Origin of the sequence: Halomonas sp. ML-15, from assembly GCF_014779595.1 — a bacterium.
Lineage (GTDB): Bacteria > Pseudomonadota > Gammaproteobacteria > Pseudomonadales > Halomonadaceae > Franzmannia.
Genome location: NZ_JACXZT010000019.1, coordinates 501332 through 527148, shown reverse-complemented (window position 1 = coordinate 527148; position 25817 = coordinate 501332). Strand labels below are relative to the sequence as shown.

Below are 25817 nucleotides of genomic sequence, written 5' to 3'. Positions count from 1 at the left end.
GACCTCGATTCCCAGGAGTTTCATGGACGCCCCCTTGACCCTTATCGGCAGCGGCATGGCCGCACTGGGCCTGGTTCGCCAACTGCGCACCCGAGATGCCCAGCGACCGATTACCCTGATCAGCGCCGACAGCGGCGACGACTATTCCAAGCCACTGCTATCTACCGGCTTCGCCAAGCGCCTGCCGCCGGAACGGCTGGCGGCCCGCTCGGCGCTGGACGTTGCCGACCAGCTCGGCGTGGTGATGCGCCCGCATACCCGGGTCACGGCCATCGATCCGTCCGCACGGACGCTCTCGATCGGCTCGGAAACTCTGCCCTACGGCGAGCTGGTGATCGCCACCGGCGCTGCACCGCGGGTGCCCTTTGCGATACCCGAGGTTGTCGCGTCACGCGTGTTCACCATCAACGACCTCGACGACTACCGCGCCTTTCACGCCGCGCTCGAGTCGCTGGGGCGCCCGGCGCGGGTGGCGATCATTGGCGCCGGTCTGGTGGGCTGTGAGTTCGCCAACGACCTCTCCGCAGGCGGGCATGGGGTAAGCCTGGTGGCCCCGGAAGCCACGCCGCTGCCGCGGCTGCTTCCCGAGCCGCTGGGCCGGGTGTTGGGTGAAGCGTTTACTGCTTCTGGCATCGAGCTGCACCTCGGGCGTCAGCTTAGGGTACTGGATTCGCAGGGCAGCCAGGTCGCAGTGCGGCTGGACGACGGCCAGACGCTGGAGGCCGATCTGGTGCTGGTGGCCACCGGGCTGGTACCGCGCACGGCGCTCGCCGCCGAGGCTGGACTGGCGGTCAGCGGGGCGGGCATCATGGTGGATCGCACCCTATGCACCTCGCAGCCGGGAATCTATGCGCTAGGTGATGTGGCCTGCGTGGCGGGAGTCAATGCGATGTACGTCCAGCCGCTGCAGGCCAGCGCCAAGGCGCTGGCGGCGACCCTCGCCGGCACCCCCACCCAGGTCAGCTACGGCGCCTGGCCGGTCCTGGTCAAGACGCCGCTGCTGCCCTGTGTGGCACTGCCGCCGACGCGGCCAGTGGCGCGCTGGCGGATCGAGGGGGAGGGGGCGGATCTGGCGGCCCTGGCCGAAGCCGAGGACGGACGTTTGATCGGTTTTGCGTTGACAGGCGCCTGCGTCAGGCGGAAAGTCGAACTGGCGCGGGCGGCACCGCCGTTGCTAGTCTATTGACGTTGCGTTGCGAGCCTGCGGTCATTACCGCGTAACCAATACGTAAATTTTTAGTAATAAATAATAACACGGCGGCTGTGCCGCCATGCCAATGCCAAACAAGGAGGGCTATATGCGCAAACCAGAACTCGCCTCGGCGATTGCCGAGCGTGCCGATCTATCCAAGGACAAAGCCAGCCAGGTGCTTAACGTCATTCTCGATGAGATCACCGGCAGCGTATCCAAGGGTCAGGACGTCTCACTGATCGGCTTCGGTTCATTCACCGTGCGCGAGCGTGCCGCACGTACCGGCAAGAATCCCCAGACCGGTCAGCCGCTGACCATTCCGGCTAGCAAGACCGTGGCCTTCAAGCCCGGCAAGGCGCTCAAGGACGCCGTCGCCAAGTAACCCTAACGCGGCGCCTCATGACGCGACGCCCTGCGCCTCAGCCAGTTGGCCATCGGCGTCGTGTCAGTGTGACCCATTCCATGCCAGGAACTACCATGAAGCTGCGACTGATGCTGTGGCTGCTCGGCTTGTTGCTCAAACGGGCGTTGCGGCGCAAGCCCGCTTTCCAACAAGCGCTCGACAAGATGCGTCATCTCGACTGGGGCATCGCCACCGAAGACCTCTCCATTGCCCGCCACTACCGCATGTCGCCGCGCGGCATCGAGACGGCCCCGGGATTGCCGGTGGACCTCGACCTGGAACTGCGCTTTGCCGATCCCGATACCGCGGTGCGGGTACTGCGCAAGCCGACCCAGCGCAGTTTCCTCGACGGCATGATGAGCGGCAAGGTGCGGCTGGTCGGCGACTCCAAGGACCTGACCCGGCTGCAGGCGCTACTGCGCCACCTGTGAAACGGCGCTGCGTTGATGCCGGCGCTAGCCATCCATCGTTATACTAACGTATAACATCACCATGCCGACCACGTTCTCGTTACCCCTCCGGCGTCTATGGACGCTGGACAAGTTCGCCTACAGCCTGCGGGTCTTTCTGGCCTTCAGCGGCGCCCTGCTGCTCAGCTGGGTGAAGGGGGATATTGCGCTGGTGATTCCGCTGTTTCTGGGGATTATCGCCAGCGCTCTGTCAGAGACCGATGACAGCTGGCAGGGGCGGCTGCAGGCGCTTCTGGTGACCCTGGCCTGCTTTGCGGTGGCCTCGCTCAGCGTGCAGTGGCTCTATCCCTGGCCGTGGTTGTTCGCCGCCGGCCTGGGGCTGGCCACCTTCGTATTGATCATGCTCGGCGCGATTGGTCAGCGCTATGCCACCATCGCCTCCGGCACCCTGATCCTGTCGATCTACTCGATGATCAATATCGAGCATCACGGCGGCGTGCCCGACGACGGCCCCTGGCGCCAGCCGCTGCTGCTGCTGGCCGGGGCGGCCTGGTATGGGGTCATCTCGGTGCTGTGGTGCGCGCTGTTCTCGCGTCAGCCTGTCAAGCAGAGCATGGCGCGGGTCTACAAGGCGCTCGGCGAATACCTGGTACTCAAGTCGGCGCTCTTCGAGCCGCTGCGCGACGCCGATATCGAGGCGCGGCGGCTGGCGCTGGCGCGCCAGAACGGCAAGGTGGTGGAGGCCCTCAATCAGGCCAAGGAGATGATCTTCCGGCGTCTTGAAGGCCAACGCGGCGACCGCAAGCTGAATCGCTATCTGCGTATCTACTTCATCGCCCAGGATATCCACGAGCGGGCCAGCTCCACCCACTATCCCTATGCCGCCCTGACCGAAGCCTTCTTTCACCACGATGTGCTGTTCCGCTGCCAGCGACTGCTCGACCAGCAGGGGCTGGCCTGTCGACGACTGGCCAAGGCGTTGCTGCTCAACCGCCCCTTCGATCACCGCCAGAGCGAACAGGCGCTGGAGGATCTGCGTGCCTCGATCGATAACCTGCGCGACCAGCGCCGACCGGAATGGCGCGAGCTGCTGTTCCCCCTCGATGCGCTGGCCGACAACCTCGCTACCCTGGAGTCGCAGCTGGCCAGCGCGCATAACCCGGATGCCGATGAGCCGCGCCGTGACGACAGTCTGTTCAACCGTTCACCGAGCAGCCTGGGTGATGCCTGGGCGCGTATCCGGCTCAACCTGACGCTAGGCTCGCCGACCTTCCGTCACGCCCTGCGGTTGCCGCTGGCGCTACTCGCCGGCTATGCGCTGCTGCAGTGGCTGGATCCGGAGCAGGGGTTCTGGATTCTGCTCACCACGCTGTTCGTATGCCGCCCCAACTTCGCTACCACCCGGCGTTTCCTGACCCAGCGCATTGTTGGCACCGTGCTGGGCCTGGTGGCCGGTTGGATGTCGATTACGCTGTTTCCGCAGCCGCTGGTGCAGAGTCTGATCGCGGTGATAGCAGGCGTGGCCTTCTTCGCCAACCGCGAAAAGCACTATGTGATCGCCACCGCCTCGATCACCCTGCTGGTGCTGTGCAGCTTCAATCAGGTCGGCGACGGCTTCGATCTAATCTGGCCGCGGCTGTTCGATACCCTGCTCGGCGCGCTGATCGCCGGGCTGGCGGTGTTCTTCATCCTGCCCGACTGGCAGGGCCGGCGCCTCAATCGCGAAGCGGCCAAGGTGCTGAGCAACAGCCGCGGCTATCTCGATGAGATCATCCATCAGTACGAGGCCGGCAAGCAGGACGATCTGGCCTACCGTCTGGCGCGACGCAACGCCCATAATGCCGACGCCGCGCTGTCGACGGTGCTGACCAATATGCTGCACGAGCCGGGGCACTACCGTAAGACGGAGGCCGACGACGGCCTGCGCTTCCTGGTGCTGTCGCACACCCTGCTCAGCCATCTCTCGGCACTGGGTGCCCACCGCCACCGTCTGGCCGACGACGAGGACGACGCCACGTTGGTGCCACTGGCACGCGAGATCGGCGCGATGCTGGGCGAGATCGCCGCGGCGCTGCAGGCGCGGCGCACGCTGCGGCCGCTGGAGTCCGAGGTGAACGCGCTGCTGATGCGGCTCGAGACACCGGCGGCAGAGGCCAGCGAGGTGGAGGTGCCCTATCGGCCGATCCAGAGCCAGCTGCGGCTGATCGCCCAGCAGCTGGTGCCCCTCGCCGAGGCTGCCAATCGCCTGGTCTCGGTCGGCGGAGGCGCCGCGCCGGAGGCGTCGGCTGTAGCCAGCTGAGTTGTCGGCTTCCTATACCTGGCCGTAGCGGCCGGCTTCCTCACCCAGCCAGCGACGGATCAGTGGCGGACTGGCCTCGGGGGCCTGTTCGAGCAGCGCCCGGGCCAGCGGGCTGACCTCCTCGAGGAGGTCGCGATCGCGCTCGAGGTCGGCGATCTTCATCTGCGCCAATCCGGTCTGACGGGTACCTAGCACCTCGCCGGGGCCGCGCAATTCGAGGTCTTTCTCGGCGATACGAAAGCCGTCGCTGGTTTCCCGCATCACCCCCAGCCGCTCACGCGAGTGGGCCGACAGCGGCGGGCGGTAGAGCAGCACGCAGAAGCTCTCGGTGGCGCCGCGGCCGACTCGACCGCGGAGCTGGTGGAGCTGCGACAGCCCCAGTCGCTCGGGATTTTCGATGATCATCAGGCTGGCATTGGGCACGTCGACGCCAACTTCGATCACCGTGGTGGCGACCAGCAGGTCGAGCTCACCGGCCTTGAAGGCGTCCATCACCGCCGCCTTGTCGGCGGCCTTCATGCGCCCGTGCACCAGGCCGATGGCGAGTTCCGGCAGCGCCTCGGTGAGCTCTTCGCGAGTGGCCTCGGCGGCTTGGCACTCGAGTGCCTCCGACTCCTCGATCAGGGTGCAGACCCAGTAGGCCTGGCGGTCATCGGCACAGGCTCGGCGGATACGCTCGACCACCTCGGGGCGGCGCTCGTCGGGCACCGCCACGGTCTGGACCGGGGTGCGCCCCGGCGGCAGTTCATCAATCACCGAGACGTCGAGATCGGCATAGGCACTCATTGCCAGGGTGCGCGGAATCGGTGTCGCGGTCATCACCAGCTGGTGCGGCGTCAGGCCGCCGGCCTCGCCCTTCTCGCGCAGCGCCAAGCGCTGATGCACGCCGAAGCGGTGCTGCTCGTCGATGATCGCCAGGCCCAGTCGCTGAAAGCGCACGTCGTCCTGAAATATCGCATGGGTACCCACCACCATCCGCGCCCGACCGTCTTCGATGGCCGCCTTGGTATCCAGGCGCGCCTTGCCCTTGAGCTTGCCGGACAGCCAGGCGACTTCGATCCCCAGCGGCGCGAACCAGGCGTGGAAGCTACGGAAGTGCTGCTCGGCGAGCAGCTCCGTGGGGGCCATCAGCGCCGCCTGGCAGTCGCCGGCCAGTGCCTGCAGCGCGGCCATGGCGGCGACCACCGTCTTGCCTGAGCCGACGTCGCCCTGCACCAGTCGCAGCATCGGCGCGGGCCGCTCCAGGTCGTGGCTGATCTCGTCGAGCACGCGGCGCTGGGCGGCGGTGAGGGTGAACGGTAGCTGAGTGACGAAGCGCGCCTGCAGACTGCGTCCCGAGGGCAGGCGCGGGGCGCCGTCGGACTGAATGCGCAGACGGATCTGGCGCAGGCTGAGCTGGTGAGCGAGCAACTCCTCCAACGCCAGGCGACGTTGGGCGGGGTGCTGGCCGCTGGCCAGGCGCTCCAGATCGGCGTCCGGCGGCGGTTGGTGCAGGTAGTGCAGGCATTCATGCAGGCCGGCGAGACGAAAGCGTTGGCGTAGCGCCTCGGGGATACCGTCGGGCAGCGCCTCGGGCTCCTCATCGAGGCGCGTCAGCACCTGCTGGATCAGGCCGCGCAGGCGCGCCTGGTTGAGGCCCTCGGTGGTTGGGTAGATCGGCGTCAGGTGTTCGTCCACCGGCGCCTCGCCGTGTTTGAGCAGGCGATACTCGGGGTGATAGATCTCCAGCCCGGTGGCCCCGGCGCGGGCCTCGCCGAAGCAGCGTACCCGCACGCCGGGCTGAAACTGCTGCTGCTGGGCCGGCGAGAAGTGGAAGAAGCGCAGGCTAAGTATGCCCGAGCCATCCTTGAGCCGGACCAGCAGGCTGCGGCGTCGACCGCGCACCACGTCGCTGGCCGCCACCTCGCCGTCGACCACCGCTTCGACACCCCCGCGCAGGGTGCCGATGGGCGTAATACGGGTGCGGTCCTGATAGCGCAGCGGCAGATGGAAGAGCAGATCGGCGAGGCTGGCAATGCGCAGCCGGGCCAGCTTGGCGGCCAGCGCTTCGCCAACCCCGCTGAGTTCGGTGACCGGCTGCTCGAAGGGCGTCATGCTGCCGCGATGGCCTGGCGGCGGCTGCGAGCGATAGCGTCGGTCAGGGCATCGATGGCCTTGGGTCGCGGAAAGCTGGCACGCCAGGCGATGGCCACGGTGCGCGACGGCGCTTCGGGGGTGAACGGCCGGCTGGTCAGCATCCCGCTCTCATAGTGGCTGGTGCCGATCGCCGACTGCGGCAGCACCGTGATGCCCAGCTTGGAGGCGACCATATGGCGAATGGTCTCCAGCGAGCCGCCCTCTGCGGTAAGGGTGTTGCTGGGGCTATTGAGCTGATGGCTGATGGCCGGGCAGGTCTCGAGGATCTGGTCGCGGAAGCAGTGCCCCTCGCCGAGCAGCAGCAGCCGCTCCTCGAGCAGGTCCTCCTTGTCGATCGTGGCCTTGGCCGTCCACGGGTGGTCGGCAGGTATCAGCACCTCGAAGTGCTCGTCATAGAGCGATTTGGTCAGCACGTCGGACTCGGTGAACGGCAGCGCCACGATGATGGCGTCGAGCTCGCCACTGCGTAGCTTGCGGCGCAGCGCCGCAGTAAAGCCCTCCTCGATGTAGAGCGGCATCTGCGGCGCGCTGCGGGCAAGCTCCGGCACCAGGTGAGGAAACAGATAGGGGCCGATGGTATAGATGGCGCCAACCCGCAGCGGACTGGCCAACTGGTCCTTGCCGGCGTTGGCCAGCTCCTTGATCACGCTGCTCTGCTCGAGCACTCGTTGGGCCTGCTCGACGATCTGCTCGCCCAGCGGAGTGACCTGAACGGTGGACTTGGAGCGCTCGAACAGGGCTACGCCGAGCTCCTCCTCGAGCTTCTTGACCGCCACCGAGAGCGTCGGTTGAGAGACGAAGCAGCGTTCTGCCGCACGCCCGAAATGGCGCTCCTGGGCCAAGGTTACGATGTAGCGGAGTTCTGTTAGAGTCATGGTGGTGCCAGTGGGCATCCTCTCGAGCAGATGGATAGCAAATTTCCAATAGGGACTTTTTATCAAGGGGCGAGGGAAAGGTGAAGACAACGACACTGATTATTGGCTGTGGCGACATCGGCATGACCCTGGGAAAAGAGCTCCTGGCGGCCGGTCAACGAGTGATTGGCGTGCGTCGCAAGGCCCAGGCGGCTCTCAAGGATAGCGGAATCGAACCGCTGGCGCTGGACGTCAACGACCCGGAGGCAATCCGCAAGCTGCCGAATGCCGATACGGTGGTGTATGTGCTTAGCGCCGATCATTTCGAGGAGGCCGCCTATCGGGCCGCCTACCCGGATGGTCTGCGCGCGGTGCTCGGCGAATTTGCTGGCCGCGACACGCCGCCCAAGCGGGTGTTCTTCGTCTCTTCGACCAGCGTCTACGCCCAGCAGGACGGTGAGGTGGTGGATGAAACCAGCCCCACCCAGCCACACGGCTTCTCCGGCATCCTGATGCGCGAGGCGGAACAGGCGCTGCTTGACCACCCGCTACCGGGCAGCGTGGTGCGCTTCTCGGGGATCTACGGGCCGGGCCGCGACCGTCTGATCCGCCAGGTAGGCGAGGGGCGTATCGCCGCGGGTGCGCCGCCGATGTACTCCAACCGGATTCACCGCGACGACTGCGCCGGCGCGCTGGCGCATCTGATCCAGCTCACCTTAGACGGCGCCCCGGTCGACGATATCTACCTGGCCAGCGACTGTGAACCGGCGCCGCTGCACGAGGTCATGCTATGGCTGGCCGGCAAGCTCAAGGTCGAGTCCACCGAGACCATCCAGTCCCCGCTGCGTCGCCGCGCCAGCAAGCGCTGCGACAACAGCCGGCTGCGCGAGAGCGGCTATGTCTTTCGTTACCCCACCTTCCGCGAGGGCTATGCCCAGGTGCTCCAGGAGGGCGGTTTTCTGCCTGCGCAGGCGTAGCCTTGAGCGCTCAGCGCCCAGCCGTTAGAGGGGGTGTCGATAGCCCACTGCGAAGGTCTCGAAGCCGTCATTGGGTCGTTTGATCCCGGCGTTGGAGTAGTGGATCAAACTGGCCGAGAGTTCGCCGCTGCCCACTGGCATACCTACCGCCAGGCGGTCCTCGAACTGGAAGGCGGTGGAGAGATTGCGTCCCTCATGGCGGGTATTGAGGAACAGCGCCGCACCGATGCCGGCCTCGGCGAATATCCCGCGCTCGCCGGCAAAGCTCCAGCGCAGCGCCGGGGTCAGCGTCCAGGCGGCGTTGTCGTCGCCGTCATCGCCCGGCAGCAGCAGTATCCCGCTGCCCAGTCGTAGCTCGAGCTGAGGGTGCCAGTAGCCGAGACCGAACGTACGGTCCAGGCCCAGGCTCAGCGCCGGCTGGCCCTCGCTGGTGGCGCCCAGCGTGATATAGCCATCGGCCGAGCTCGCTGCAGGACTGCCCAGCAGTAGGAGACTGGGCAGCAGTAAGGCCGCCAGGTGGTGAAGCGATCTGCGTCTCATGAGGGTTTCCTGCGGTTCGTCCCTGAATCTTGTCTGGCGAGTCTACCCTAGAAACTGTTAGCAGGAAAACGACCTCAGTCGCCGATGACCATGATGGCCTCGGCTTCGACCTGGCTGCCCTTGGGCAGCGCCTTGACGCCGACCGCGGCGCGCGCCGGGAAGGGGGCGTCGAAGAACTCCTCCATGACCTTGTTGACGATGGCGAAGTTGTCGAGATCGACCAGATAGAGGTTGACCTTGACCACGTCGGCCAGGGTGCCGGCCGCCTCTTCGCAGACCGCCTGCAGGTTGCTGAAGACCTGCCTGGCCTGGGCCTCGACGTCGTCGGATACCAGCGCCATGGTGGCCGGGTCGAGCGGAATCTGCCCGGACAGGTAGACGGTATTGCCGGCCTTGATGGCCTGGGAATAGGGGCCGATGGCGGCGGGTGCCTTGTCGGTGTTGATCACGGCCTTGTTGCTCATGATATCTCCCTCGCGTAGTGCGATATGTACATTGTGATAAGTAACGCTTTAATAGCGTCGCTGCCACCGCAACCGGTTGCGGCGTAAGCGGCGGTAGAGCTCAGTTGGTGACGCGCTGAATCTTGCCGACGTGGGGCAGGTTACGAATGCGCTTGATGATCCGTGCCAGGTGTACCCGATCATGTACTGCCAGGGTCAGGTTCACGATCGACAGCCGTGCATCGCGCTCTTCGATACCGATACGCTCGATATTGGCATCGGCGTCGGTAACCAGGCCGGCCAGCTCGGCGACCAGGCCGCGGCGGCTCTCGACGTGGATACGCAGTGCCACCGGGAAGTCGGTCTGCTGCGTCTCGGACCACTCCAGGGCAAACAGCTTTTCCGGGTCGCTGCGCAGGTCGTCGAGGTTACGACACTCGGCGCGGTGCACCACGATACCCTTGCCCACCGAAGTATGCCCGATCACCGGGTCGCCTGGCAGCGGATGGCAGCAGCGTGCGAAGTTGATCACCATGCCCTCGGCACCGCTGATCACGATCGGCCCATGACCGTCGCTGCGCGGCCCGCGAGTCTCGGGCGCATCTTGCAGCGCCTCGACAAGCCGGCGCGCCACCGCATAGGCCATGCGCGTACCCAGCCCGATCGACTCCAGCAGCTCATCCTGCTGCTTGACGCCGAGCTCGTCGAGATGCGCGGCGAGATGTCCCTCGGGCAGTTCCTCGAGACTGGTCTCGAAGTCTCCCAGCGCCTTGTTGAGCAGCCGCCGGCCGAGCTGCACCGATTCGGTATGCTGCTGGTGCTTGAGCGCGTGGCGGATCGCCGAGCGCGCCTTGGCGGTGATCACGAACGATAGCCAGGTGGTATTGGGTCGTGCGCCGGGGGCAGTGATGATCTCCAGCGTCTGGCCGCTCTCGAGTCGGCTCGAGAGTGGCGCCAGGTGGCGGTCGATGCGACAGGCGATGCAGCTGTTGCCGATATCGGTGTGCACGCTGTAGGCGAAGTCGATCACCGTGGCGCCCTGAGGCAGCTCCATGATGTCGCCCTTGGGAGTGAACACGTAGATATCGTCGGGAAACAGGTCGTTCTTGACGTGCTCGATGAACTCCAGCGAGTTACCCGCGTGACGCTGCATCTCGAGCAGGCCACGCACCCACTCGCGGGCCCGGGCGTGGCTGCCGGCGGCGATCGGCCGCTCGGTCTGGCCGGCTTTATAGAGCCAGTGGGCGGCGATGCCGTTGTTGGCCATGGCCTCCATCTCGCGGGTACGGATCTGCACCTCGATGGGCATCCCGCCGCTGCCGAACAGGGTGGTATGCAGGCTCTGGTAGCCGTTGGCCTTGGGGATGGCGATATAGTCCTTGAAGCGGCCCGGCACCGGCTTGTAGAGATTGTGCACCGCACCGAGAATGCGGTAACAGCTGTCGACATCGTCGGTGATGATGCGGAAACCGAACACGTCCATGATCTCGGCGAACGACTTGCGCTGGTCGCGCATCTTCTTGTAGATCGACAGCAGGTGCTTCTGGCGACCGATCACGGTGCCCGGCAGCTGGTCGTCGTCGAGACACTTCTGCAGGCTGGTCTGGACCTGGCGGATGGTCGAGCGGCGATGCCCGCGAGCCTTGCTGACGGCGCGTTTGATGCGCTCGGAGCGCATCGGGTGCAGCGCCTGAAAGGAGAGGTCTTCGAGCTCGACGCGGATGGTATTGATGCCCAGCCGGCTGGCGATGCGGGCATAGATCTCCAGCGTTTCACGGGCGATGCGACGCTTCTTGTCGGGACGTAGGGCGCCCAGCGTACGCATGTTATGCAGGCGATCGGCGAGCTTGACGATGATCACGCGGATATCCCGCGACATCGCCAGCACCATCTTCTGGAAGTTCTCGGCCTGGGCCACCGCCTTGTCTTCGAAGGTGATCTGGGTCAGCTTGGAGACCCCGTCGACCAGTTCGGCCACTGCCTCGCCGAACTGCTCGGCAAGTGCTTCCTTGGAAACCCCGGTGTCTTCGATCACGTCATGCAGCATGGCCGCCATCAGGCTCTGATGGTCCATGTGCATATTGGCGAGAATATTGGCCACCGCGAGGGGGTGGGTCACATAGGGTTCGCCGGAGCGACGCCGCTGGCCGTCGTGGGCCTGCTCGGCGTAGTAGAAGGCGCGCTTGACCTGGCAGATCTCTTCTGGGGGAAGATAGCCGCCGAGGCGGTCGGCCAAGTCATCGATGGTGAACATGCAGCGCGCCTATCCCCGGGTGGTCAACGAATCACTCTTCGCCCATCTCCGGCTCGCGGCGCATGCGCATCGGTGCGGCTTCTACCGGCTCGTCGAGCACGTTCTCGTCGATCTTGCCGGCGGCGATCTCGCGCAGCGCCATCACGGTGGGCTTGTCGTTCTCCCACGGCAGCAGGGCATCGCGTGAACCGCGGGCCAGCTGGCGCGCGCGCTGGGTGGAGATCATCACCAGCTTGAACCGGTTTTCGACGTTCTCGAGACAATCTTCAACTGTGACTCGCGCCATGTGCAGGTACCTGACTTCGATGTAGGGCGGAAATGGCGAAAGAACGGCCAAATTGGCCATTCGATGCTATGGAGGACAGAAGAGTCTACTCGACCCCCTCATCCCCTGACAAGAGCGCTTGCAGCAGCGGGGCCTGAGCCTCACGTACCCGTGCCAGTCGCGAGCGTGCGGCGCGCACCAAACTCTCGAGGTCGAGCAGGGCGGTGGCGAAGTCGTCGTTGACGATGACGTGATCGTACTCGTCGAAGTGCGACATCTCGCTGACGGCATCACGCATGCGCCGCTCGATGACCGAATCATCGTCGGTGGCACGGGATGACAGGCGCTCTCGCAGGGTAGCCAGCGACGGTGGCAGGATAAATACCGACTCGGCGTCGGCGACCTGCTCGCGGACCTGGCGCGCGCCCTGCCAGTCGATCTCGAGGATCACGTCGGTACCCGCGGCCAGCAGCGCCTGCACGGCCGGGCGTGAGGTGCCGTAGTAGTTGTCGAACACGCGGGCGTGCTCGAAGAAATCGCCACGCTCGATCATCGCTTCGAAGCTGGCGACCTCGACGAAGTGGTAGTTGACGCCATCCAGCTCACCGGGGCGTTTGGCCCTGGTCGTATGCGATACCGATACCTGGAGGCTATCGAGGCGCTCGAGCAGCGCCCGCACCAGGCTGGTCTTGCCGGCACCGGAGGGTGCGGAAACGATAAACAGCGTGCCTTGAGACATAGCGGCTCCGGGGCTGAGGACGAATGTTTGAGGCGGGCAGTATACGTGGCCCGGGCGGTTGACGTCATGCCGCCTCGATATCTGCGTCGATCGATTAATAAGCGTTGAATTTGAGCGCTATTTGCAAGATTTCGTTACCACTCACCTGACGAAAGTGGCTGATGACCCGTGCGGTCCGGCATATTTCTGTCCACACTGATTACTGTCGAGATACATCGGTTATAACCGTCAAGACCCCCATCATGCCGGTACGGATGACGGCAGCGTCTTGATGAATAAAAAGCGGTGTTGAGCATGCGTGCCACATCCGGTTCTGCAGGGGAGAGCGCTGACCTGTCGGAGCGGGTTCCATCCTGATGAAAGGGAGCACTTTTATGGCGACTGGTGTTTGGATCAGCCTGTTCGGCTACTTTGCGCTGATGATTGCCATTGGCGTATATGCCATGCGCAAGGCGACGGCGTCATCTGAAGATTACATGCTGGGTGGCCGAGGGCTTAGCCCACAGGTGGCAGCCCTTTCCGCCGGTGCGTCGGACATGAGTGGCTGGCTGCTCCTGGGCTTGCCCGGAGCGCTATTTGTCTCTGGCCTGGGCTCAGCGTGGATTGGTATCGGCCTGCTGGTGGGGGCGTTCTTCAACTGGACCCTGGTGGCGCCAAGGCTGCGTGAACAGACCGTACACTATGGTAATGCGATTACCATACCGGCGTTCCTGGCGAACCGGTTTCCGACGCGGGCGCTGTCTCTGAGGACGGTCTCCGCTATCGTCATCGTGATCTTCTTTGCGGTTTACACGGCGTCAGGCCTGGTGGCGGGCGGCAAGCTGTTCGAAAGCGCCTTCTCGGGGATTTACAACTTCGGTGATATGAGCAATTACGCCATGGGTGTGATGATCACCCTCGGCGTGGTGTTGATCTATACCGTCGTCGGCGGCTTCCTGGCCGTGAGCATGACCGATTTCGTGCAGGGCTGCATCATGATGTTGGCGCTGGTGATCATGCCGGCGGTAGTGCTCTTCGGTGAAGGGGGCGGTGGTTTTGGTCAGGCCTCACAGACCCTGAATGAGGTCGATCCCACGCTGCTATCCTGGACGTCAGGGCTGACCTTCATAGGCTGGCTCTCAGCAGTGACCTGGGGGCTGGGCTATTTCGGGCAGCCACATATCATTGTGCGCTTCATGGCGATCCGCTCGCTGAAGGATGTCCCCGTTGCCCGCAATATCGGCATGGGCTGGATGCTTATCTCTCTGATCGGTGCCGTTTCCCTGGGTATCTTTGGTCGTGCCTATGCGATCCGTAATGGGCTGGATGTGCAAGATCCGGAAACCATCTTTATCATTCTGGCGGAGCTGCTGTTCCATCCGCTGATCACCGGTTTCCTCTATGCGGCACTGCTGGCCGCCATCATGAGCACCATTTCCAGTCAGCTTCTGGTGTCGTCGTCGTCGCTGACCGAGGACTTCTATCGTCTGTTCCTGCACAAGAGAGCGACGGAGCAGCAGTGTGTGGCCGTCGGCCGTGTCTGTGTGGTGCTGGTGGGCATCGTGGCCGCCGTGATTGCCTCTGACGAAGACTCTCAGGTGCTGGGGCTGGTCAGTAACGCCTGGGCAGGCTTTGGCGCGGCGTTCGGTCCGCTGATCATCCTCTCGCTGATGTGGCCCCGCACCAACGGCGCCGGTGCCATCGCCGGCATGGTGGTGGGTGCCGCCACCGTGATGATCTGGATCGCCCTGGGCTGGAACGGCGAGTTTATGGGGGGCCCCGGTGTCTACGAGATTATTCCTGGCTTCATCGCTTCCTTCGTTGCCATCATGGTGGTGAGCAGCGTGACGGCCGATGCCGGTGAATATCAGCACATCACTCGCTAGCAAAGCGCTAGCAGGACGCATGCAACGTAGTGAAAGGGCTCCTACGGGGGCCCTTTTTACGCGGCGCATCAAGGCTACGTCTCGAGTAGCAAGGAGAGATTCAGCATGAACGACGCCAATCGTCATCTGCATACCGATTCGAGTGACCTCCGGGCACGCATCCGCGCCAACTATGACGCCGATGAAGCGGCGGTGCTGAGCGAACTTGTCCAGGGGGTCAGGCTGTCAGAGGAGGAGCGCCGCCAGGTGGCCGACGCCGGCGCCCATTACGTGGCGCGGGTGCGCAAGGAGAAGAAGCCCTCGATGATGGAGGCGTTCCTTGCCGAGTATGGACTCTCGACCACCGAGGGCGTGGGGCTGATGTGCTTGGCGGAAGCGCTGCTGCGCGTGCCCGATGCGGAGACCATCGATGATCTGATCCACGACAAGATCGAGCCCTCTGACTGGGGCGCCCACCTGGGCAAGTCGTCGTCGTCGATGGTCAACGCCTCGACCTGGGCGCTGCTGCTGACCGGCAAGGTGCTGGCAGAGGACCCCAAGGGCCCGACACGAGCGCTGCGCGGCCTGGTTCGTCGGATGGGCGAGCCGGTGGTGCGCAAAGCAGTTGGCCAGTCGATGAAGATCCTGGGGCGTCAGTTCGTGCTCGGTCAGACCATCGAGGAGGGCATGAAGAATGCCCGCGAGCTCGAGAAGCAGGGCTACACCTACTCCTACGACATGCTGGGCGAGGCGGCACGCACCGACGACGATGCGCTGCGCTATCACCAGGCCTACGCCAAGGCGATCACCGCCATCGCCGAGCAGGCCAAGGGCGACGTGCGCGGCAGCCCCGGCATCTCGGTGAAGCTCTCGGCACTGCATCCGCGCTATGAGTATACCCACCGAGACACGGTGATGGCGGAGCTGGTGCCGCGCGCCAAGGAGCTGGTGCAGCAGGCCGCCAAGGCCAATATCGGGTTCAATATCGATGCCGAGGAGCAGGATCGCCTGGATCTCTCTCTCGACATCATTGAGGAACTGATGGCGGACCCCAGCCTGGCGGGATGGGACGGCTTCGGGGTGGTGGTACAGGCCTATGGCCGCCGTGCCGCACCGGTGATCGAGGCGCTCTACGAGATGGCCGAGCGTTTCGACCGCAAGATCATGGTGCGCCTGGTCAAGGGCGCCTACTGGGATACCGAGATCAAGCTGTCCCAGGAGATGGGGGTCAAGACCTTCCCGGTCTACACCCGCAAGGTCAACACCGACGTCAGCTACATGGCCTGTGCGCAGATGCTGCTCGACCGCCGCGACCGCATCTATCCGCAGTTCGCCACCCACAACGCCCACACCTGCGCCGCCGTGGTGGCCATGGCCGGCGACGACAAGGAGAGCTACGAGTTTCAGCGCCTGCACGGCATGGGCGAATCGCTGCACCATATCGTCAAAGAGTCGGAGGGCACCCACTGCCGCATCTATGCGCCGGTGGGGGCGCACCGCGACTTGCTGGCCTACCTGGTGCGGCGCCTGCTGGAGAATGGCGCCAACTCCTCCTTCGTCAACCAGGTGGTCGACAGCTCGATCCCCCCCAGCGAGGTCTCCAAGGACCCGATCGCCGAGCTGCAGCGCCTGGGCGAGGCCGTATCGAGCCCGCTGATCCGCCAGCCCGGCGAGCTGTTCGCCCCCGAGCGCAAGAACTCCAAGGGCTATCGCATCAACGAACCCGCCTCGATCCTGCCACTGCTCGAGGCGCGTGAGACCTTCGCCGACGCCACCTGGACGGCGGCGCCCATGTTGGTGGGCCGTCCGGCGCCTCAAGGGCCGGCGCGGGATGCCGTGTCGCCTGCCGACGGTAAGCGCGTGATCGGCAAGGTGCATGAGGCGACTGCGGAGGAAGTGAGCGCCGCCCTCGACGCCGCCGAGGACGGCTTCCGCGACTGGTCGGCGCGCCCGGCGGCGGAGCGGGCCGAGGTGCTGCGTCGTACCGCCGACCTCTACGAAGCGCATATCGCCGAGCTGACCGTGATTACCACCCGCGAGGCCGGCAAGATGATGTTCGACGGCATCGCCGAGGTGCGCGAGGCGGTGGACTTCCTGCGCTACTACGCCAACGAGGCCGAACGGCTGGAGGCGGAGGAGCCCGGCAGCGCCCGCGGCATCTTCGTCTGCATCAGTCCGTGGAACTTCCCGCTGGCCATCACCACCGGCCAGATTGCTGCAGCGCTGGCGGCCGGCAACGCCGTGCTGGCCAAGCCCGCCGAGCAGACGCCGCTGATCGCCGCCCGTGCCGTCGAGCTGATGCGCGAGGCCGGCCTGCCGGAGGCGGCGCTGCAGCTGCTGCCCGGCGACGGGCCGACGGTAGGCGGGCCGCTGACCAGCGACCCGCGGATCGCCGGCGTGTGCTTCACCGGCTCGACCCCGGTGGCGCAGATCATCCACAAGGCGCTGGCCGAAAACGCCGGGCCGGATGCGGTGCTGATCGCCGAGACCGGCGGGCTGAATGCCATGATCGTCGACTCCACGGCGCTGACCGAGCAGGCGGTGCGCGACATCCTGATCTCCTCCTTCCAGTCGGCCGGCCAGCGCTGTTCGGCGCTGCGCATGCTGTATGTGCAGGAGGAGGCCCGCGAGCGGCTGCTGACCATGCTCGACGGCGCCATGGATGCGCTCACCATCGGCGACCCCTGGAACACCGATACCGACGTCTCCCCGGTGATCGACGCCGAGGCCCAGGCCGAGATCAGCGCCTATGTCGAGGCCCAGCAGAAGGCCGGCAAGGTCCTCAAGAACCTGCCGGTGCCCGACACAGGCACCTTCGTCACGCCCGCCGTGGTCGAGGTCGGCGGCATCGCGGATCTCGAGCGCGAGATCTTTGGGCCGGTGCTGCACGTGGCCACCTTCAAGGCGCGCGACATCGACAAGGTGGTCGACGCCATCAACGACCGGGGCTACGGGCTGACCTTCGGCCTGCATACCCGCATCGACGATCGGGTGCAGCAGATCGTCGAACGACTCCACGTCGGCAACATCTACGTCAATCGCAACCAGATCGGTGCCATCGTCGGCTCCCAGCCCTTCGGCGGCGAGGGCCTTTCAGGCACCGGACCCAAGGCCGGCGGCCCGCTCTACGTCAACCGCTTTCGCCGCACCGCCACCGCCGAGCGACACGAGGCGCCCCAGGGAGCAGCCGTGTCACTCAAGGGCCTTCAGTCGGTGCTCGACGGCTTTGATGCGCGCAACTGGGCGGCGCGCCCCGATCGGGTCGAGGTGCTGCGCAAGGCGCTGTCCGGCAAGGGCGGCGTGGTCCGCCGGGCGATCAACGAGACGGCGGCCCTGGACATGACGCCGCAGACGCTGCCAGGCCCGACGGGGGAGAGCAACCGACTGTCGCAGTATCCGAAGGGCCCGGTGCTGTGCCTGGGGCCGAGCCTGGATATCGCCGTGGCCCAGGCCGCCCAGGCCCTGGGCGCCGGCTGTGCCGCCGTGGTGGTGGCGCCAGGCGCCGAGCAGGCCGTGAAGCCGCTGATCGATGCCGGGGCGCCGGTGGCCGGCATCGACGGCAGCGTTTCGCCCGAGGCGCTGGTCGAGCTCAACGGCATGGCAGCGGTAGCCGCGGCCGGCGACAGCGACTGGACGCGTCAACTACGGATGGCGCTTGCCAAGCGCGACGGCGCCATTGTGCCGCTGGAGACCCAGACCATCGCGCCGGAGCGCTACGTGGTGGAGCGCCATCTATGCATCGACACCACCGCGGCGGGAGGCAACGCCAGCCTGCTGGCGACGGCCGTGTAGCGCCCAGGCGCCTGCAAGGGCGGATCGCGATTATTGCCATCGACTCCCTGCTGGCAAGCCTGAGCGGGAGTCGCCAACCACAGGCCGGATCAACCAGAACGCGAACAACGCCGGAGAGACCCCATGCAGTCAAGGATCGAGTTGCCCTCAGCACAGGCGATGGACCCTCAGCAGCAAGCCATTTATCAGTCGGTGGTCAAGACTCGCGGCAATGCCAACGGACCCTTCCTGGCCTGGTTGCACAGCCCCGGGCTGGCGGCCCCCGCGCAGCAGCTAGGGGCCTTCTGCCGCTATGATACTCAGCTGTCTCTCGTCGAGAGCGAATTGCTGATTCTCTGTGTGGCGGGCCGCTTGCAGTGCGTCGGTGAGCAGCAGATCCATGAGCCTATTGCCGTCGAGGCAGGGCTGTCGGAAGCGGCGGTGGCCACGCTCAGGGAGGGCGGCCTGGCCGACCTGGGGGCACCCCGGCTGGTCCTGCTGCAGACCCTGGCGCGTCAACTCCTCGACCACAACCGACTCGACGCTGAGACGTTTGAAGCCGCTCGGCAGGCGCTTGGGACCCAAGTGCTCGTCGAGGTCGTGGGCGTTATCGGGTACTACGCGTTAGTCGCCATGACGCTGAACGCGTTTGACATGAGACTGTAGCGCACCTGCCGGTAGAGGCAGCTCTTGCCGCCCATTGGTCCGGACATCACTCGATGTTCTGGATCTTAAAATCGTACAATATTGATTTTATGTTTTTTTTCAATGGTTTAATGTGCATCATGGCGCTTGATTATTAATGGTACTCCCCAGTGTACTCCCCATTTGGTAGGGGGCTGCAAATCGCTGCAGAGTCAATTGGGGCTAAGGGCATTCCAATGAGGCAATGTTGCAGGAATCTAAGTTTTTCAGCCCACAGACCCAAACGAAGCAAAGCGCAGGATGCCTACAACTGAGCCAGACCCAACGATATCAGATTCACCTCTGTCATTACGTGGGCAGCCGCAGATCGCCAATGGGCTTGGCGTCTATATCAGGACGCTCAGCCGCAAGCTGCGCTACAATGCCTATTGAATCACGAGCATTATCAATCATTCAGCAATCACCGGCGGCAAACGCTTAGAATTGAACGAAGCGCTTGCCTAGCATGATTGCCGGCGTCGTCGAGTGACTGCATTAGAAGTGAAGCTCTGAACGGATCAACGATTACATGTCACTCCTTGTCGGCATTGGCGGCAGCCACCAATGGAGCTAAGTCTTGGTCTTGCAAAACCTCTCCCAGCTCAGGCGACTCAGTGACCACGTGCTTAAGCTAAGAAGGCTTGGCAAGATACCTAATCGAATAGGTATCGAACTGAACACCATGGGTGTTGCGCTTATTGCTTGAATTCAGGGCCGTTACTTCTTGACTATTTTAAACTTCACTTGTTATTTGAGAGATCTGAGCCATTTATTAAAGCCTCTAACTTATCTCCAAGCCCATGGTACTTCATGCTGTATCCGTAATCAGGATAGTGCTGTGACGGCTCGTGCGTGGCTAGTGTTTCGTCAGTATTGGTTAGATTATTAAGCATGGTTGAGTTCATGCCATGGCTGCCGGAATAGTTATAATAATTTACGTTCTGCAGGAGACCTTCTCGCTGTGCTTCTTCCTCGATAATTTTCTCTAAAACATTGCTTATTGCTACGTTTCTTGATTTTGCAATTGCTTTAAGAGCCTCATGAGATCGGTCTGATAGTTTGAAAGTGCGTGATTTAATATATGGCGTTTTCAATGTAGATTTGTGCTGCCTAAGGTTATTTTTAAGCTTCCGGACGCTATCCTTAAAGTGCAAGCTTTGAGAGTTTTTCTTTTCTATCTCTTCAATCTGTTTTTTGGCGCTTAAGTTCGAATTGCTGCAGTAAAAACCCTTGCCGTTCAGATAATCTAACGCTTTTCCTTCAGCTTCACTTGGGTACCCCTCTAACCACCTGGAAAGTGTCATCATGGCTGTCACTAATCTCACATTAATAATGATTATTAAGTATCAGTAGTGATGCTAACAAAGCATGATTATGCTGTCAAATGCGATGAATTTTCGCGTGAAAATTAATATGAAAAGCCTGTGGTTGCTGTAGGCAAGTCTCTTTTGTGCGGATAAAAATGCAAAAAAGCATAAAAATTAACACAAAGTCATTGCTAGCTATAGCCTGCATTGGGGATGCATGCAGCATGCAAGCCTATAGCTTTGTCATTGGTTAGTTGACGTTTTAAATCAATTCCAGGATTTACTCTGTCATGCTCAAAACGCAAAGGTATTGTCAGAAAGGGCTAGGTACGCTCTGCCGCAACAGATTACAGAGTGCGGTTAGCTTTGCTTAATTATCAGTAATTTCTTCATCATTCAGTCCAGTCAGACGGTAGTCGCTAGGGTGAAAATTTCCTCGGTGACAGCTGGTGGTAGATTGGGAAGAAATCATTCGGCACCTCCTTATTGGTGTTAACAAACAGTCTGTTTAGCAGCTTGATCTGGCTAGGGTAGAAATGAGAGGTTTATTGTCTACCAATATCGCGTGCCATTAATCTTCTAGACAAATACTTATAAAAGTTGCCCACCTCGCCAAAAACTACCCACCTGCACCATCTCATGAACGAATGACCGGAGTTCGTCATGAGCATGAAGCTGATTCGCATCAAAGACGTCATGGGCCGCACTGGGCTCGCTAGGTCTACGATCTATAAGTACATGGATGAGGGAACTTTTCCTCAGCAAATTAAGCTCACTACTCGTGCTGTAGCGTGGGTGGAAAGCGAGGTAGAGATCTGGATCCAGGACACTATAATAAGGAGAAACAATGAAGTGGTTTAGCGTTTCGATGCTTACATTTTAATATAATAGAAGAGCGGATGCTCTATCACCTACCACACTTGTACACCACAGCCTGCCTGCATTTCTGAGGTTTAAATCAGAATTTTTCACCCTTGTTTAATTATTATTAGGGGGTTGAGGGTATTGATTAAAAGAAAAAGTTAAGGGGAGGGGCAGCAAGCCCCAATCAAAGAGAAGGTAACCCAGGTACAGAGCAACACCAAACGTTGACCCACTGAATCTAGCAAACAGCTGGAGGTTTCCCCGTGCCTGCAACATGCGCCCATATCCAGTTAGGTATGGGCAGTTAACCACGAAACCGGAGGTTTGAAATATGAAGCGTCACTCAGGCAATACCAACCTGCATATGCATTACAACCAGATTTTCAATAGTCTAGAAATCCAAGAGGAGTCCTTACCAATGGTAACTGAATATCTCGACGCGCTACATGCCACGCTTATGAAAGCTATAAACGATTATCCCCGAGTGCTGGCCTTTCGGGTTGACCCAATCATCCCTACCGAGATCAGCGACAGGATGACGCTGGAAGACCACCAGCACCTGATCCCACGCTTTATCGCTTCACTTAAAGCCATCATCAAGCACGACCGGGCACAGAAGCGCCTGGGCGGCTGGGTGCCTGATACCAAGGTGCGTTATGTCTGGTGCCGTGAGGTTGGTACCAATGGCAAGCCTCACTATCACTTCTTCCTGATTCTCAACCGCGATGCATACCACTTGCCCGGCAGGGCATGCTCTCCCAATGAAAACCTCTTGAGCCGGGTCTCCCGGGCCTGGCACAGCGCGCTAGGCGAAGAGCTGAAACGACAGGAGCCCTGGATCCATGTACCCAAGAACCCTGTGTACTGGATTGACCGGGAAGATCCGGAGAGCTTCCGGCGAGCCTTCTATCGAGCCTCCTACCTGTGCAAGGCGGAGACAAAGCAGTACGGGCTTGGGCTGCGTGCGTTTGGTACCAGCCGTCATTGATGAGAGTGAGCTCCCAAGGAGGCGACAGGGGGCTTGAAAGGCCTGCAGCAGCGCTAAACAGCGCTGCTGGTTAATGAAGAGGACGGTGATCATGCAATGCAAATGCGGAAGTGAGACACGACAGAATGAAGCGGTGAAGGGCAGGCTGAGCGCGAGACTCGAGTTTCAGGTTTGCAAAGCCTGTGGTTGCGTGTCGGATGCAGAACTGTTCGTGAAGGGGGTAAAAGTCACCGAGGAGACCGGTACCCAGGCGACGGCTCGGCTGCTGTTTGACACGTTGGATGCGGAGGCAGCTGAGAATCTGGAGGCAGCCCAAGAGCAGTTTCGCAGCGAGAGTGTGGAGCTGGCGGGAGAATCCAAGTAAGCCTCCTCTGCTGCCGTGCCCCGAACACTTATGCCATACTTGAATAGCCTGTCTAACCAGGGTTTCGGCAGCCAAACGTAGCTTGCTGCCGCCGGCGGGATGACTCGGCTTCGTTCACTTTATCCCCAGTGCTTAAGGAGATCCACCATCATGCGATTTCGCACCCTGCTGGCTGGCATTGCGCTTTCGGCCTTCACCCTGACCGCTCAGGCCGGTAATGAGGTCGAAGGCATCATTGAGTCCGTGGACGCCGCGAACCGCACTCTCACGGTCCAGGGCATCACCTTTGAGGTCACCGATCGCACCGACTACGACGATGGGCTGCACCGTTTCGAGGATCTGCGAGAAGGCCAGCGCGTCGAGGTCGACTTCGAGTATCGCGACGGCCGGCACATCGCCACGGAGATCGAGCTTGAAGATTGATCTCATCGCCTCGGTCCCTTGCTTATAGCCTTGAGAATTCGATGGTAAGCGAGCTTCAGGCCTGTCGTTGTTGCCGGAGTTGACCGATTCCTACCAGCAGGGCGATGAGACCTCCGCCGACCAGTACCAAGAGCCAGTCCTGGGCATGCGGGGGGGGGGCAACTGAAGCAGTGAGCCCAGGCCGGGCAGGTGGATCAGTAGTGCCGAGACGATCGGCGCGGCGACCACCATGGCCCAGGCCGCTCCCCCGCGCATACGGCTCAGTGCCGCCGTGATGCCGGTGCCGGCCAGGATCATCGCCATCAGTGCCACGCTGCGGGCATGCTCGACGGCATAGTCGAGGCCGAGGCTGTGCAGATAGAGACCCGTGACGCCCCCGGTGGCGACCGTGCCTACCACCAGAATCGTCCCCCACTGCCGGGGGCTGAAGAAGCGTGGCTTTGCGCCCTTCGCGGGGAGAGCGCCCTGCGAGGGGGAGGCAGGCAGGTTCTGGAACACAAGCAGTACAGTGGGATGGATGATCAACTCCAGCCACACGATGTGAATCGGCTGGTAGAGCAGGGGATAGCCCAGCATCGGGATCAGGGCGGCGGTGATCACCAGCGGGATGTGCACCATCAGCAGGTACTGGAAACAGAGCTGAAGATTGATGAATAGCCGGCGCCCCTCGGCGATTGCGCCGACGATACTGCCGAAGTTGTCGTCCAGCAGCACGATGGCGGCCACCTCCCGGGCAACCCGGGTCCCGCGCTCGCCCATGGTGATGCCGGTCGCCTTGAGCTCGTTGGAGAGCGCGATGACGCAGCCGTCGTTGTTGGAGAGCACGCCCACTGCCTGGCCGCGCAGCCGCGGCTGAAATACCCGCTCGCAGCTGACGTAGAACGAGTTGCAGTCCACCAGGCCGATCATACGGTGTACTCATGAATGACCGAGCGCACCACGCCCCACACCTTGTCAACGCCAGTGAAGGTTGTCCGCTTTTCATCAATCCAGATTGTCCGGTTTCTGTCAGTGCTCTTTCATCGGAACAGATTCAGGCTCGTGTGAGGTTTCGTCCTCCTTCGTCGTCGGTGTGGTCACCAGGCCAGCTCGTCGCTTGTCCTTCAGTCGGTAGCTCTCGCCTTTGATGTTCAGCGTGGTCGAGTGATGCAGCAGCCGATCAAGGATCGCCGTGGCGATGACCTGGTCGCCAAAGATCTCGCCCCAGTCCATGAACGACTTGTTCGAGGTGAGGATGGTGCTGGCTCGCTCATAGCGCCGGTTGATCAAGCGGAAGAACAGGCTGGCTTCCTCGCGGGTCATCGGCAGGTAGCCCATCTCGTCCAACACCAGCACCTTGGGGTAGGTCAGCTGCTGGAGCTGCCGATCCAGGCGATTCTCCTGCCGTGAACGCATCAGGGTGCTAACGAGTCGATCCAGGGTCATAAACAGGACGCGGTGACCGGCTTCGGCGGCTTTCACTGCAAAGGCGACGGCCAGATGTGTTTTCCCGACGCCGGGTGGCCCGAGCAGCACGACGTTTTCACCCCGCTCGACAAAGCCAAGGCCGGCCAGCTCCCGCACGATCTTGTGATCGATACTGGGCTGGAAGCTGAAGTCGAACTGCTCTAGGGTCTTGATCCACGGTAGCCGGGCCTGCTTCAGGCGTGACTCCAGGCCCTTCTGATGACGCCCGCCCCATTCCTGTAACAAGGCCTGTTCGAGGAACTCCCGGTAGTTCAGATCTTGCTTGCTGGCGTGCTCGCAGAGGCTGTCGAGCGACGCCTGGAGATGCTCCATCTTCAGGCGATCAAGTAGCTGTTCCAGGGCCATCACAGCACCTCCTCGTAGGCGCTCAGGTCGCGCTGCTGCACCGCTAGGGTCTGCTGCCAAAGAGCAGCATGATGCTCCGGCACGGTGTTCCAGCCTGCTTGTGGGGCCTGTAGGCGGTGATAGGCGATGGCGTCACCGGCGGCGGTGTACACCGTCAGCTCGTCATCCAGGCTGAGGCGGATCACCACCGCCTGGCCGCAATAGCCGTCGGGCACGCTGTAACGGTTGCCGCGCACTTCGATGTAGCCGTCCCAGCCGACCTGGCGCAGGTCGTGGTAACGGGTATCGAAGTCTGTTCCCGGCAGCGGCAGAAGGGCCTCCGCTTCAGCGATATAGCGTTCGGCCGGGGTCTGACGAAACTGCCGTAGCAGGCGCTGATCAGCCACCCGTTCAAGCCATAGCAGGAGCAGTTGGTTGAGGTGGGCATAGCTCTCGAACTGCCGGTAGCGCTGGAAGAAGTGCTGCTTCACGTAGCCGACCATACGTTCGGTCTTGCCCTTGGTACGCGGGCGTTGCGGGCGGCACGCCTTGGGCGTGAAGCCATAGTGATTGGCCAGTTGCAGGAAGCCGGCGTTGAAGACCACCCGTCGGTCGCGATCGTGCTTGATCACCGCCGCTTTTTGATTATCGACCAGCACCGTGCGTGGCACGCCGCCGAAGTGCCGGAAGGCCTGCACCAGCGACTCGTAGGTGTGCTCGGCATCCTGGCTGAACGCTGCCCAGGCATGGAAGCGCCGCGAATAGCCCAGGGTGTTGACGGCGAAATTCACCTTGCCGCACTGGCCGGCCACAACGGTCTCGATCTCGCCCCAGTCATGTTGGAGCTGGAAACCAGGCTGAGTCTCGAAGCGCACGGTCTGCTTGCTCGGCCGCAAGGCTCGTTTGGGCTGGATATACGTTCGCACCATGGTGCTACCACCGGTGTAGCCCTGCTCGCGGATCAACTGGAAGATCACCTCGGCGTTCCAGACGTTATCGGCCAGCAGCTGATCGATGATCGGCTTGTAAGCATCCAGCTTGCTCGCTCGCCGCATGGCCGGTCGTCCCGTTGGCGCTGACTCGCGGATCAGGTGGCGCCGCACGGTGCGCTCGCAACAGCCGATCTGATGGGCAATGTCCACGAGGTGAGCGCCTCGCTGGTGGAGTTGCTTTATCATGAGAAAGTCCTCTCGGCTCAGCATGGCTCGATCTCTTGTAGGCTTCGTCACCAACAAGGGAAGGCCATGCGGGTCGGGGGGACAATCTGTT

At 62.4% G+C, this 25817-nt stretch carries 23 protein-coding genes and 1 pseudogene; 12 read left to right on the top strand and 12 right to left on the bottom strand.

All coding sequences use genetic code 11. The features are described from left to right. The first annotated feature begins 22 nt into the window (after positions 1–22). The 4 genes from IEI94_RS14065 to yccS all read left to right on the top strand — a co-directional run bounded on the left by IEI94_RS14065 (position 23) and on the right by yccS (position 4304). Positions 23–1186 carry an NAD(P)/FAD-dependent oxidoreductase gene (locus IEI94_RS14065; protein WP_191167921.1) on the top strand — a complete coding sequence of 388 codons (1164 nt, stop codon included), beginning with the start codon at positions 23–25 and terminating at the stop codon, positions 1184–1186. Positions 1187–1277: 91 nt separating this feature from the next. After that, positions 1278–1574 (top strand): HU family DNA-binding protein, encoded by a 297-nt coding sequence (locus IEI94_RS14060; RefSeq protein WP_191169600.1) that lies wholly within the window; start codon positions 1278–1280, stop codon positions 1572–1574. Between the two features lie 95 nt (positions 1575–1669). Further along, positions 1670–2026, top strand: a complete 357-nt coding sequence (locus IEI94_RS14055; protein ID WP_191167920.1) for a hypothetical protein — start codon at positions 1670–1672, stop codon at positions 2024–2026. A gap of 61 nt (positions 2027–2087) precedes the next feature. Further along, positions 2088–4304 carry a YccS family putative transporter gene (yccS, locus tag IEI94_RS14050; RefSeq protein ID WP_191167919.1) on the top strand — a complete coding sequence of 739 codons (2217 nt, stop codon included), beginning with the start codon at positions 2088–2090 and terminating at the stop codon, positions 4302–4304. 12 nt (positions 4305–4316) lie between these two features. Here yccS and recG read toward each other — a convergent pair whose 3' ends face one another. Both recG and IEI94_RS14040 read right to left on the bottom strand, forming a co-directional pair. Next, positions 4317–6398 (bottom strand): ATP-dependent DNA helicase RecG, encoded by a 2082-nt coding sequence (recG, locus tag IEI94_RS14045; RefSeq protein WP_191167918.1) that lies wholly within the window; start codon positions 6396–6398, stop codon positions 4317–4319. Continuing rightward, positions 6395–7315, bottom strand: coding sequence for a hydrogen peroxide-inducible genes activator (locus tag IEI94_RS14040; RefSeq protein ID WP_191167917.1), 921 nt, complete (start codon positions 7313–7315; stop codon positions 6395–6397). The genes recG and IEI94_RS14040 overlap by 4 nt, the downstream gene beginning before the upstream one ends. Positions 7316–7395: 80 nt before the next feature. Between IEI94_RS14040 and IEI94_RS14035 the strand changes: the two genes are divergently transcribed. After that, positions 7396–8271 carry an SDR family oxidoreductase gene (locus IEI94_RS14035; protein WP_191167916.1) on the top strand — a complete coding sequence of 292 codons (876 nt, stop codon included), beginning with the start codon at positions 7396–7398 and terminating at the stop codon, positions 8269–8271. 24 nt (positions 8272–8295) lie between these two features. Here the strand turns inward: IEI94_RS14035 and IEI94_RS14030 are convergent, their stop codons facing one another. The 5 genes from IEI94_RS14030 to gmk form a co-directional block, all read right to left on the bottom strand. Continuing rightward, a complete protein-coding gene (locus tag IEI94_RS14030; protein ID WP_191167915.1) occupies positions 8296–8811 on the bottom strand; it encodes an acyloxyacyl hydrolase in 516 nt (171 codons plus the stop codon). Positions 8812–8885: 74 nt separating this feature from the next. Further along, the gene (locus tag IEI94_RS14025) at positions 8886–9275 is read right to left on the bottom strand and encodes a RidA family protein (RefSeq protein ID WP_191167914.1); all 390 of its coding nucleotides are present in this window, start codon (positions 9273–9275) and stop codon (positions 8886–8888) included. Positions 9276–9375: 100 nt separating this feature from the next. Further along, a complete protein-coding gene (locus tag IEI94_RS14020; RefSeq protein ID WP_191167913.1) occupies positions 9376–11508 on the bottom strand; it encodes a RelA/SpoT family protein in 2133 nt (710 codons plus the stop codon). 31 nt (positions 11509–11539) lie between these two features. Continuing rightward, positions 11540–11794 carry a DNA-directed RNA polymerase subunit omega gene (gene rpoZ / locus IEI94_RS14015; RefSeq protein WP_191167912.1) on the bottom strand — a complete coding sequence of 85 codons (255 nt, stop codon included), beginning with the start codon at positions 11792–11794 and terminating at the stop codon, positions 11540–11542. A gap of 85 nt (positions 11795–11879) precedes the next feature. Then, a complete protein-coding gene (gene gmk / locus IEI94_RS14010; protein WP_191167911.1) occupies positions 11880–12512 on the bottom strand; it encodes a guanylate kinase in 633 nt (210 codons plus the stop codon). Between the two features lie 374 nt (positions 12513–12886). On the opposite strand from gmk, the gene putP reads away from it, so the two are divergent. The 3 genes from putP to IEI94_RS13995 all read left to right on the top strand — a co-directional run bounded on the left by putP (position 12887) and on the right by IEI94_RS13995 (position 18793). Beyond that, positions 12887–14377 (top strand): sodium/proline symporter PutP, encoded by a 1491-nt coding sequence (putP, locus tag IEI94_RS14005; RefSeq protein ID WP_191167910.1) that lies wholly within the window; start codon positions 12887–12889, stop codon positions 14375–14377. 105 nt (positions 14378–14482) lie between these two features. Beyond that, positions 14483–18148 (top strand): bifunctional proline dehydrogenase/L-glutamate gamma-semialdehyde dehydrogenase PutA, encoded by a 3666-nt coding sequence (putA, locus tag IEI94_RS14000; protein WP_191167909.1) that lies wholly within the window; start codon positions 14483–14485, stop codon positions 18146–18148. A gap of 123 nt (positions 18149–18271) precedes the next feature. Further along, positions 18272–18793, top strand: coding sequence for a carboxymuconolactone decarboxylase family protein (locus tag IEI94_RS13995; protein WP_191167908.1), 522 nt, complete (start codon positions 18272–18274; stop codon positions 18791–18793). A 758-nt stretch (positions 18794–19551) separates the two neighbouring features. On the opposite strand, the gene IEI94_RS13990 is transcribed toward IEI94_RS13995, so the two are convergent. Further along, positions 19552–20118 (bottom strand): hypothetical protein, encoded by a 567-nt coding sequence (locus IEI94_RS13990; protein WP_191167907.1) that lies wholly within the window; start codon positions 20116–20118, stop codon positions 19552–19554. A gap of 663 nt (positions 20119–20781) precedes the next feature. Here IEI94_RS13990 and IEI94_RS13985 point away from each other — a divergent pair. The 4 genes from IEI94_RS13985 (at position 20782) to IEI94_RS13970 (ending at position 22757) form a co-directional block, all read left to right on the top strand. Further along, positions 20782–20979, top strand: a complete 198-nt coding sequence (locus tag IEI94_RS13985; protein WP_318153400.1) for an AlpA family transcriptional regulator — start codon at positions 20782–20784, stop codon at positions 20977–20979. Between the two features lie 334 nt (positions 20980–21313). Beyond that, complete coding sequence (locus IEI94_RS13980; RefSeq protein ID WP_191167906.1) at positions 21314–21970, top strand: inovirus Gp2 family protein; 657 nt, start codon at positions 21314–21316, stop codon at positions 21968–21970. Between the two features lie 91 nt (positions 21971–22061). Next, a complete protein-coding gene (locus IEI94_RS13975) occupies positions 22062–22334 on the top strand; it encodes a hypothetical protein (protein ID WP_191167905.1) in 273 nt (90 codons plus the stop codon). Between the two features lie 150 nt (positions 22335–22484). Next, positions 22485–22757: a DUF5666 domain-containing protein gene (locus tag IEI94_RS13970; RefSeq protein ID WP_191167904.1), complete on the top strand. Its 273-nt coding sequence runs from the start codon at positions 22485–22487 to the stop codon at positions 22755–22757. Positions 22758–22847: 90 nt separating this feature from the next. Here the strand turns inward: IEI94_RS13970 and IEI94_RS22810 are convergent, their stop codons facing one another. The 4 genes and pseudogenes from IEI94_RS22810 to istA form a co-directional block, all read right to left on the bottom strand. Beyond that, positions 22848–23471 (bottom strand): cation transporting ATPase C-terminal domain-containing protein, encoded by a 624-nt coding sequence (locus IEI94_RS22810; protein WP_412030920.1) that lies wholly within the window; start codon positions 23469–23471, stop codon positions 22848–22850. After that, positions 23451–23666: pseudogene (locus IEI94_RS22975) on the bottom strand (Y-family DNA polymerase); the annotation flags it as partial. The pseudogene IEI94_RS22975 and the gene IEI94_RS22810, both read right to left, overlap by 21 nt. 99 nt (positions 23667–23765) lie before the next feature. Beyond that, positions 23766–24572, bottom strand: a complete 807-nt coding sequence (istB, locus tag IEI94_RS13960) for an IS21-like element helper ATPase IstB (protein ID WP_155833570.1) — start codon at positions 24570–24572, stop codon at positions 23766–23768. Next, positions 24569–25750: an IS21 family transposase gene (gene istA / locus IEI94_RS13955; RefSeq protein ID WP_191167902.1), complete on the bottom strand. Its 1182-nt coding sequence runs from the start codon at positions 25748–25750 to the stop codon at positions 24569–24571. Before istA ends, istB begins: the two co-directional genes overlap by 4 nt. Positions 25751–25817 lie beyond the last annotated feature (67 nt).

What these genes read in the sequence shown, in the direction of transcription:
- IEI94_RS14065 (WP_191167921.1), top strand. Translation starts at nt 23, where the DNA reads ATGGACGCCCCCTTGACCCTTATCGGCAGCGGCATGGCCGCACTGGGC.
- IEI94_RS14060 (WP_191169600.1), top strand. Translation starts at nt 1,278, where the DNA reads ATGCCAAACAAGGAGGGCTATATGCGCAAACCAGAACTCGCCTCGGCG.
- IEI94_RS14055 (WP_191167920.1), top strand. Translation starts at nt 1,670, where the DNA reads ATGAAGCTGCGACTGATGCTGTGGCTGCTCGGCTTGTTGCTCAAACGG.
- yccS (WP_191167919.1), top strand. Translation starts at nt 2,088, where the DNA reads ATGCCGACCACGTTCTCGTTACCCCTCCGGCGTCTATGGACGCTGGAC.
- recG (WP_191167918.1), bottom strand. Translation starts at nt 6,398, where the DNA reads ATGACGCCCTTCGAGCAGCCGGTCACCGAACTCAGCGGGGTTGGCGAA.
- IEI94_RS14040 (WP_191167917.1), bottom strand. Translation starts at nt 7,315, where the DNA reads ATGACTCTAACAGAACTCCGCTACATCGTAACCTTGGCCCAGGAGCGC.
- IEI94_RS14030 (WP_191167915.1), bottom strand. Translation starts at nt 8,811, where the DNA reads ATGAGACGCAGATCGCTTCACCACCTGGCGGCCTTACTGCTGCCCAGT.
- IEI94_RS14025 (WP_191167914.1), bottom strand. Translation starts at nt 9,275, where the DNA reads ATGAGCAACAAGGCCGTGATCAACACCGACAAGGCACCCGCCGCCATC.
- IEI94_RS14020 (WP_191167913.1), bottom strand. Translation starts at nt 11,508, where the DNA reads ATGTTCACCATCGATGACTTGGCCGACCGCCTCGGCGGCTATCTTCCC.
- rpoZ (WP_191167912.1), bottom strand. Translation starts at nt 11,794, where the DNA reads ATGGCGCGAGTCACAGTTGAAGATTGTCTCGAGAACGTCGAAAACCGG.
- gmk (WP_191167911.1), bottom strand. Translation starts at nt 12,512, where the DNA reads ATGTCTCAAGGCACGCTGTTTATCGTTTCCGCACCCTCCGGTGCCGGC.
- putP (WP_191167910.1), top strand. Translation starts at nt 12,887, where the DNA reads ATGGCGACTGGTGTTTGGATCAGCCTGTTCGGCTACTTTGCGCTGATG.
- putA (WP_191167909.1), top strand. Translation starts at nt 14,483, where the DNA reads ATGAACGACGCCAATCGTCATCTGCATACCGATTCGAGTGACCTCCGG.
- IEI94_RS13995 (WP_191167908.1), top strand. Translation starts at nt 18,272, where the DNA reads ATGCAGTCAAGGATCGAGTTGCCCTCAGCACAGGCGATGGACCCTCAG.
- IEI94_RS13990 (WP_191167907.1), bottom strand. Translation starts at nt 20,118, where the DNA reads ATGATGACACTTTCCAGGTGGTTAGAGGGGTACCCAAGTGAAGCTGAA.
- IEI94_RS13985 (WP_318153400.1), top strand. Translation starts at nt 20,782, where the DNA reads ATGAGCATGAAGCTGATTCGCATCAAAGACGTCATGGGCCGCACTGGG.
- IEI94_RS13980 (WP_191167906.1), top strand. Translation starts at nt 21,314, where the DNA reads ATGAAGCGTCACTCAGGCAATACCAACCTGCATATGCATTACAACCAG.
- IEI94_RS13975 (WP_191167905.1), top strand. Translation starts at nt 22,062, where the DNA reads ATGCAATGCAAATGCGGAAGTGAGACACGACAGAATGAAGCGGTGAAG.
- IEI94_RS13970 (WP_191167904.1), top strand. Translation starts at nt 22,485, where the DNA reads ATGCGATTTCGCACCCTGCTGGCTGGCATTGCGCTTTCGGCCTTCACC.
- istA (WP_191167902.1), bottom strand. Translation starts at nt 25,750, where the DNA reads ATGCTGAGCCGAGAGGACTTTCTCATGATAAAGCAACTCCACCAGCGA.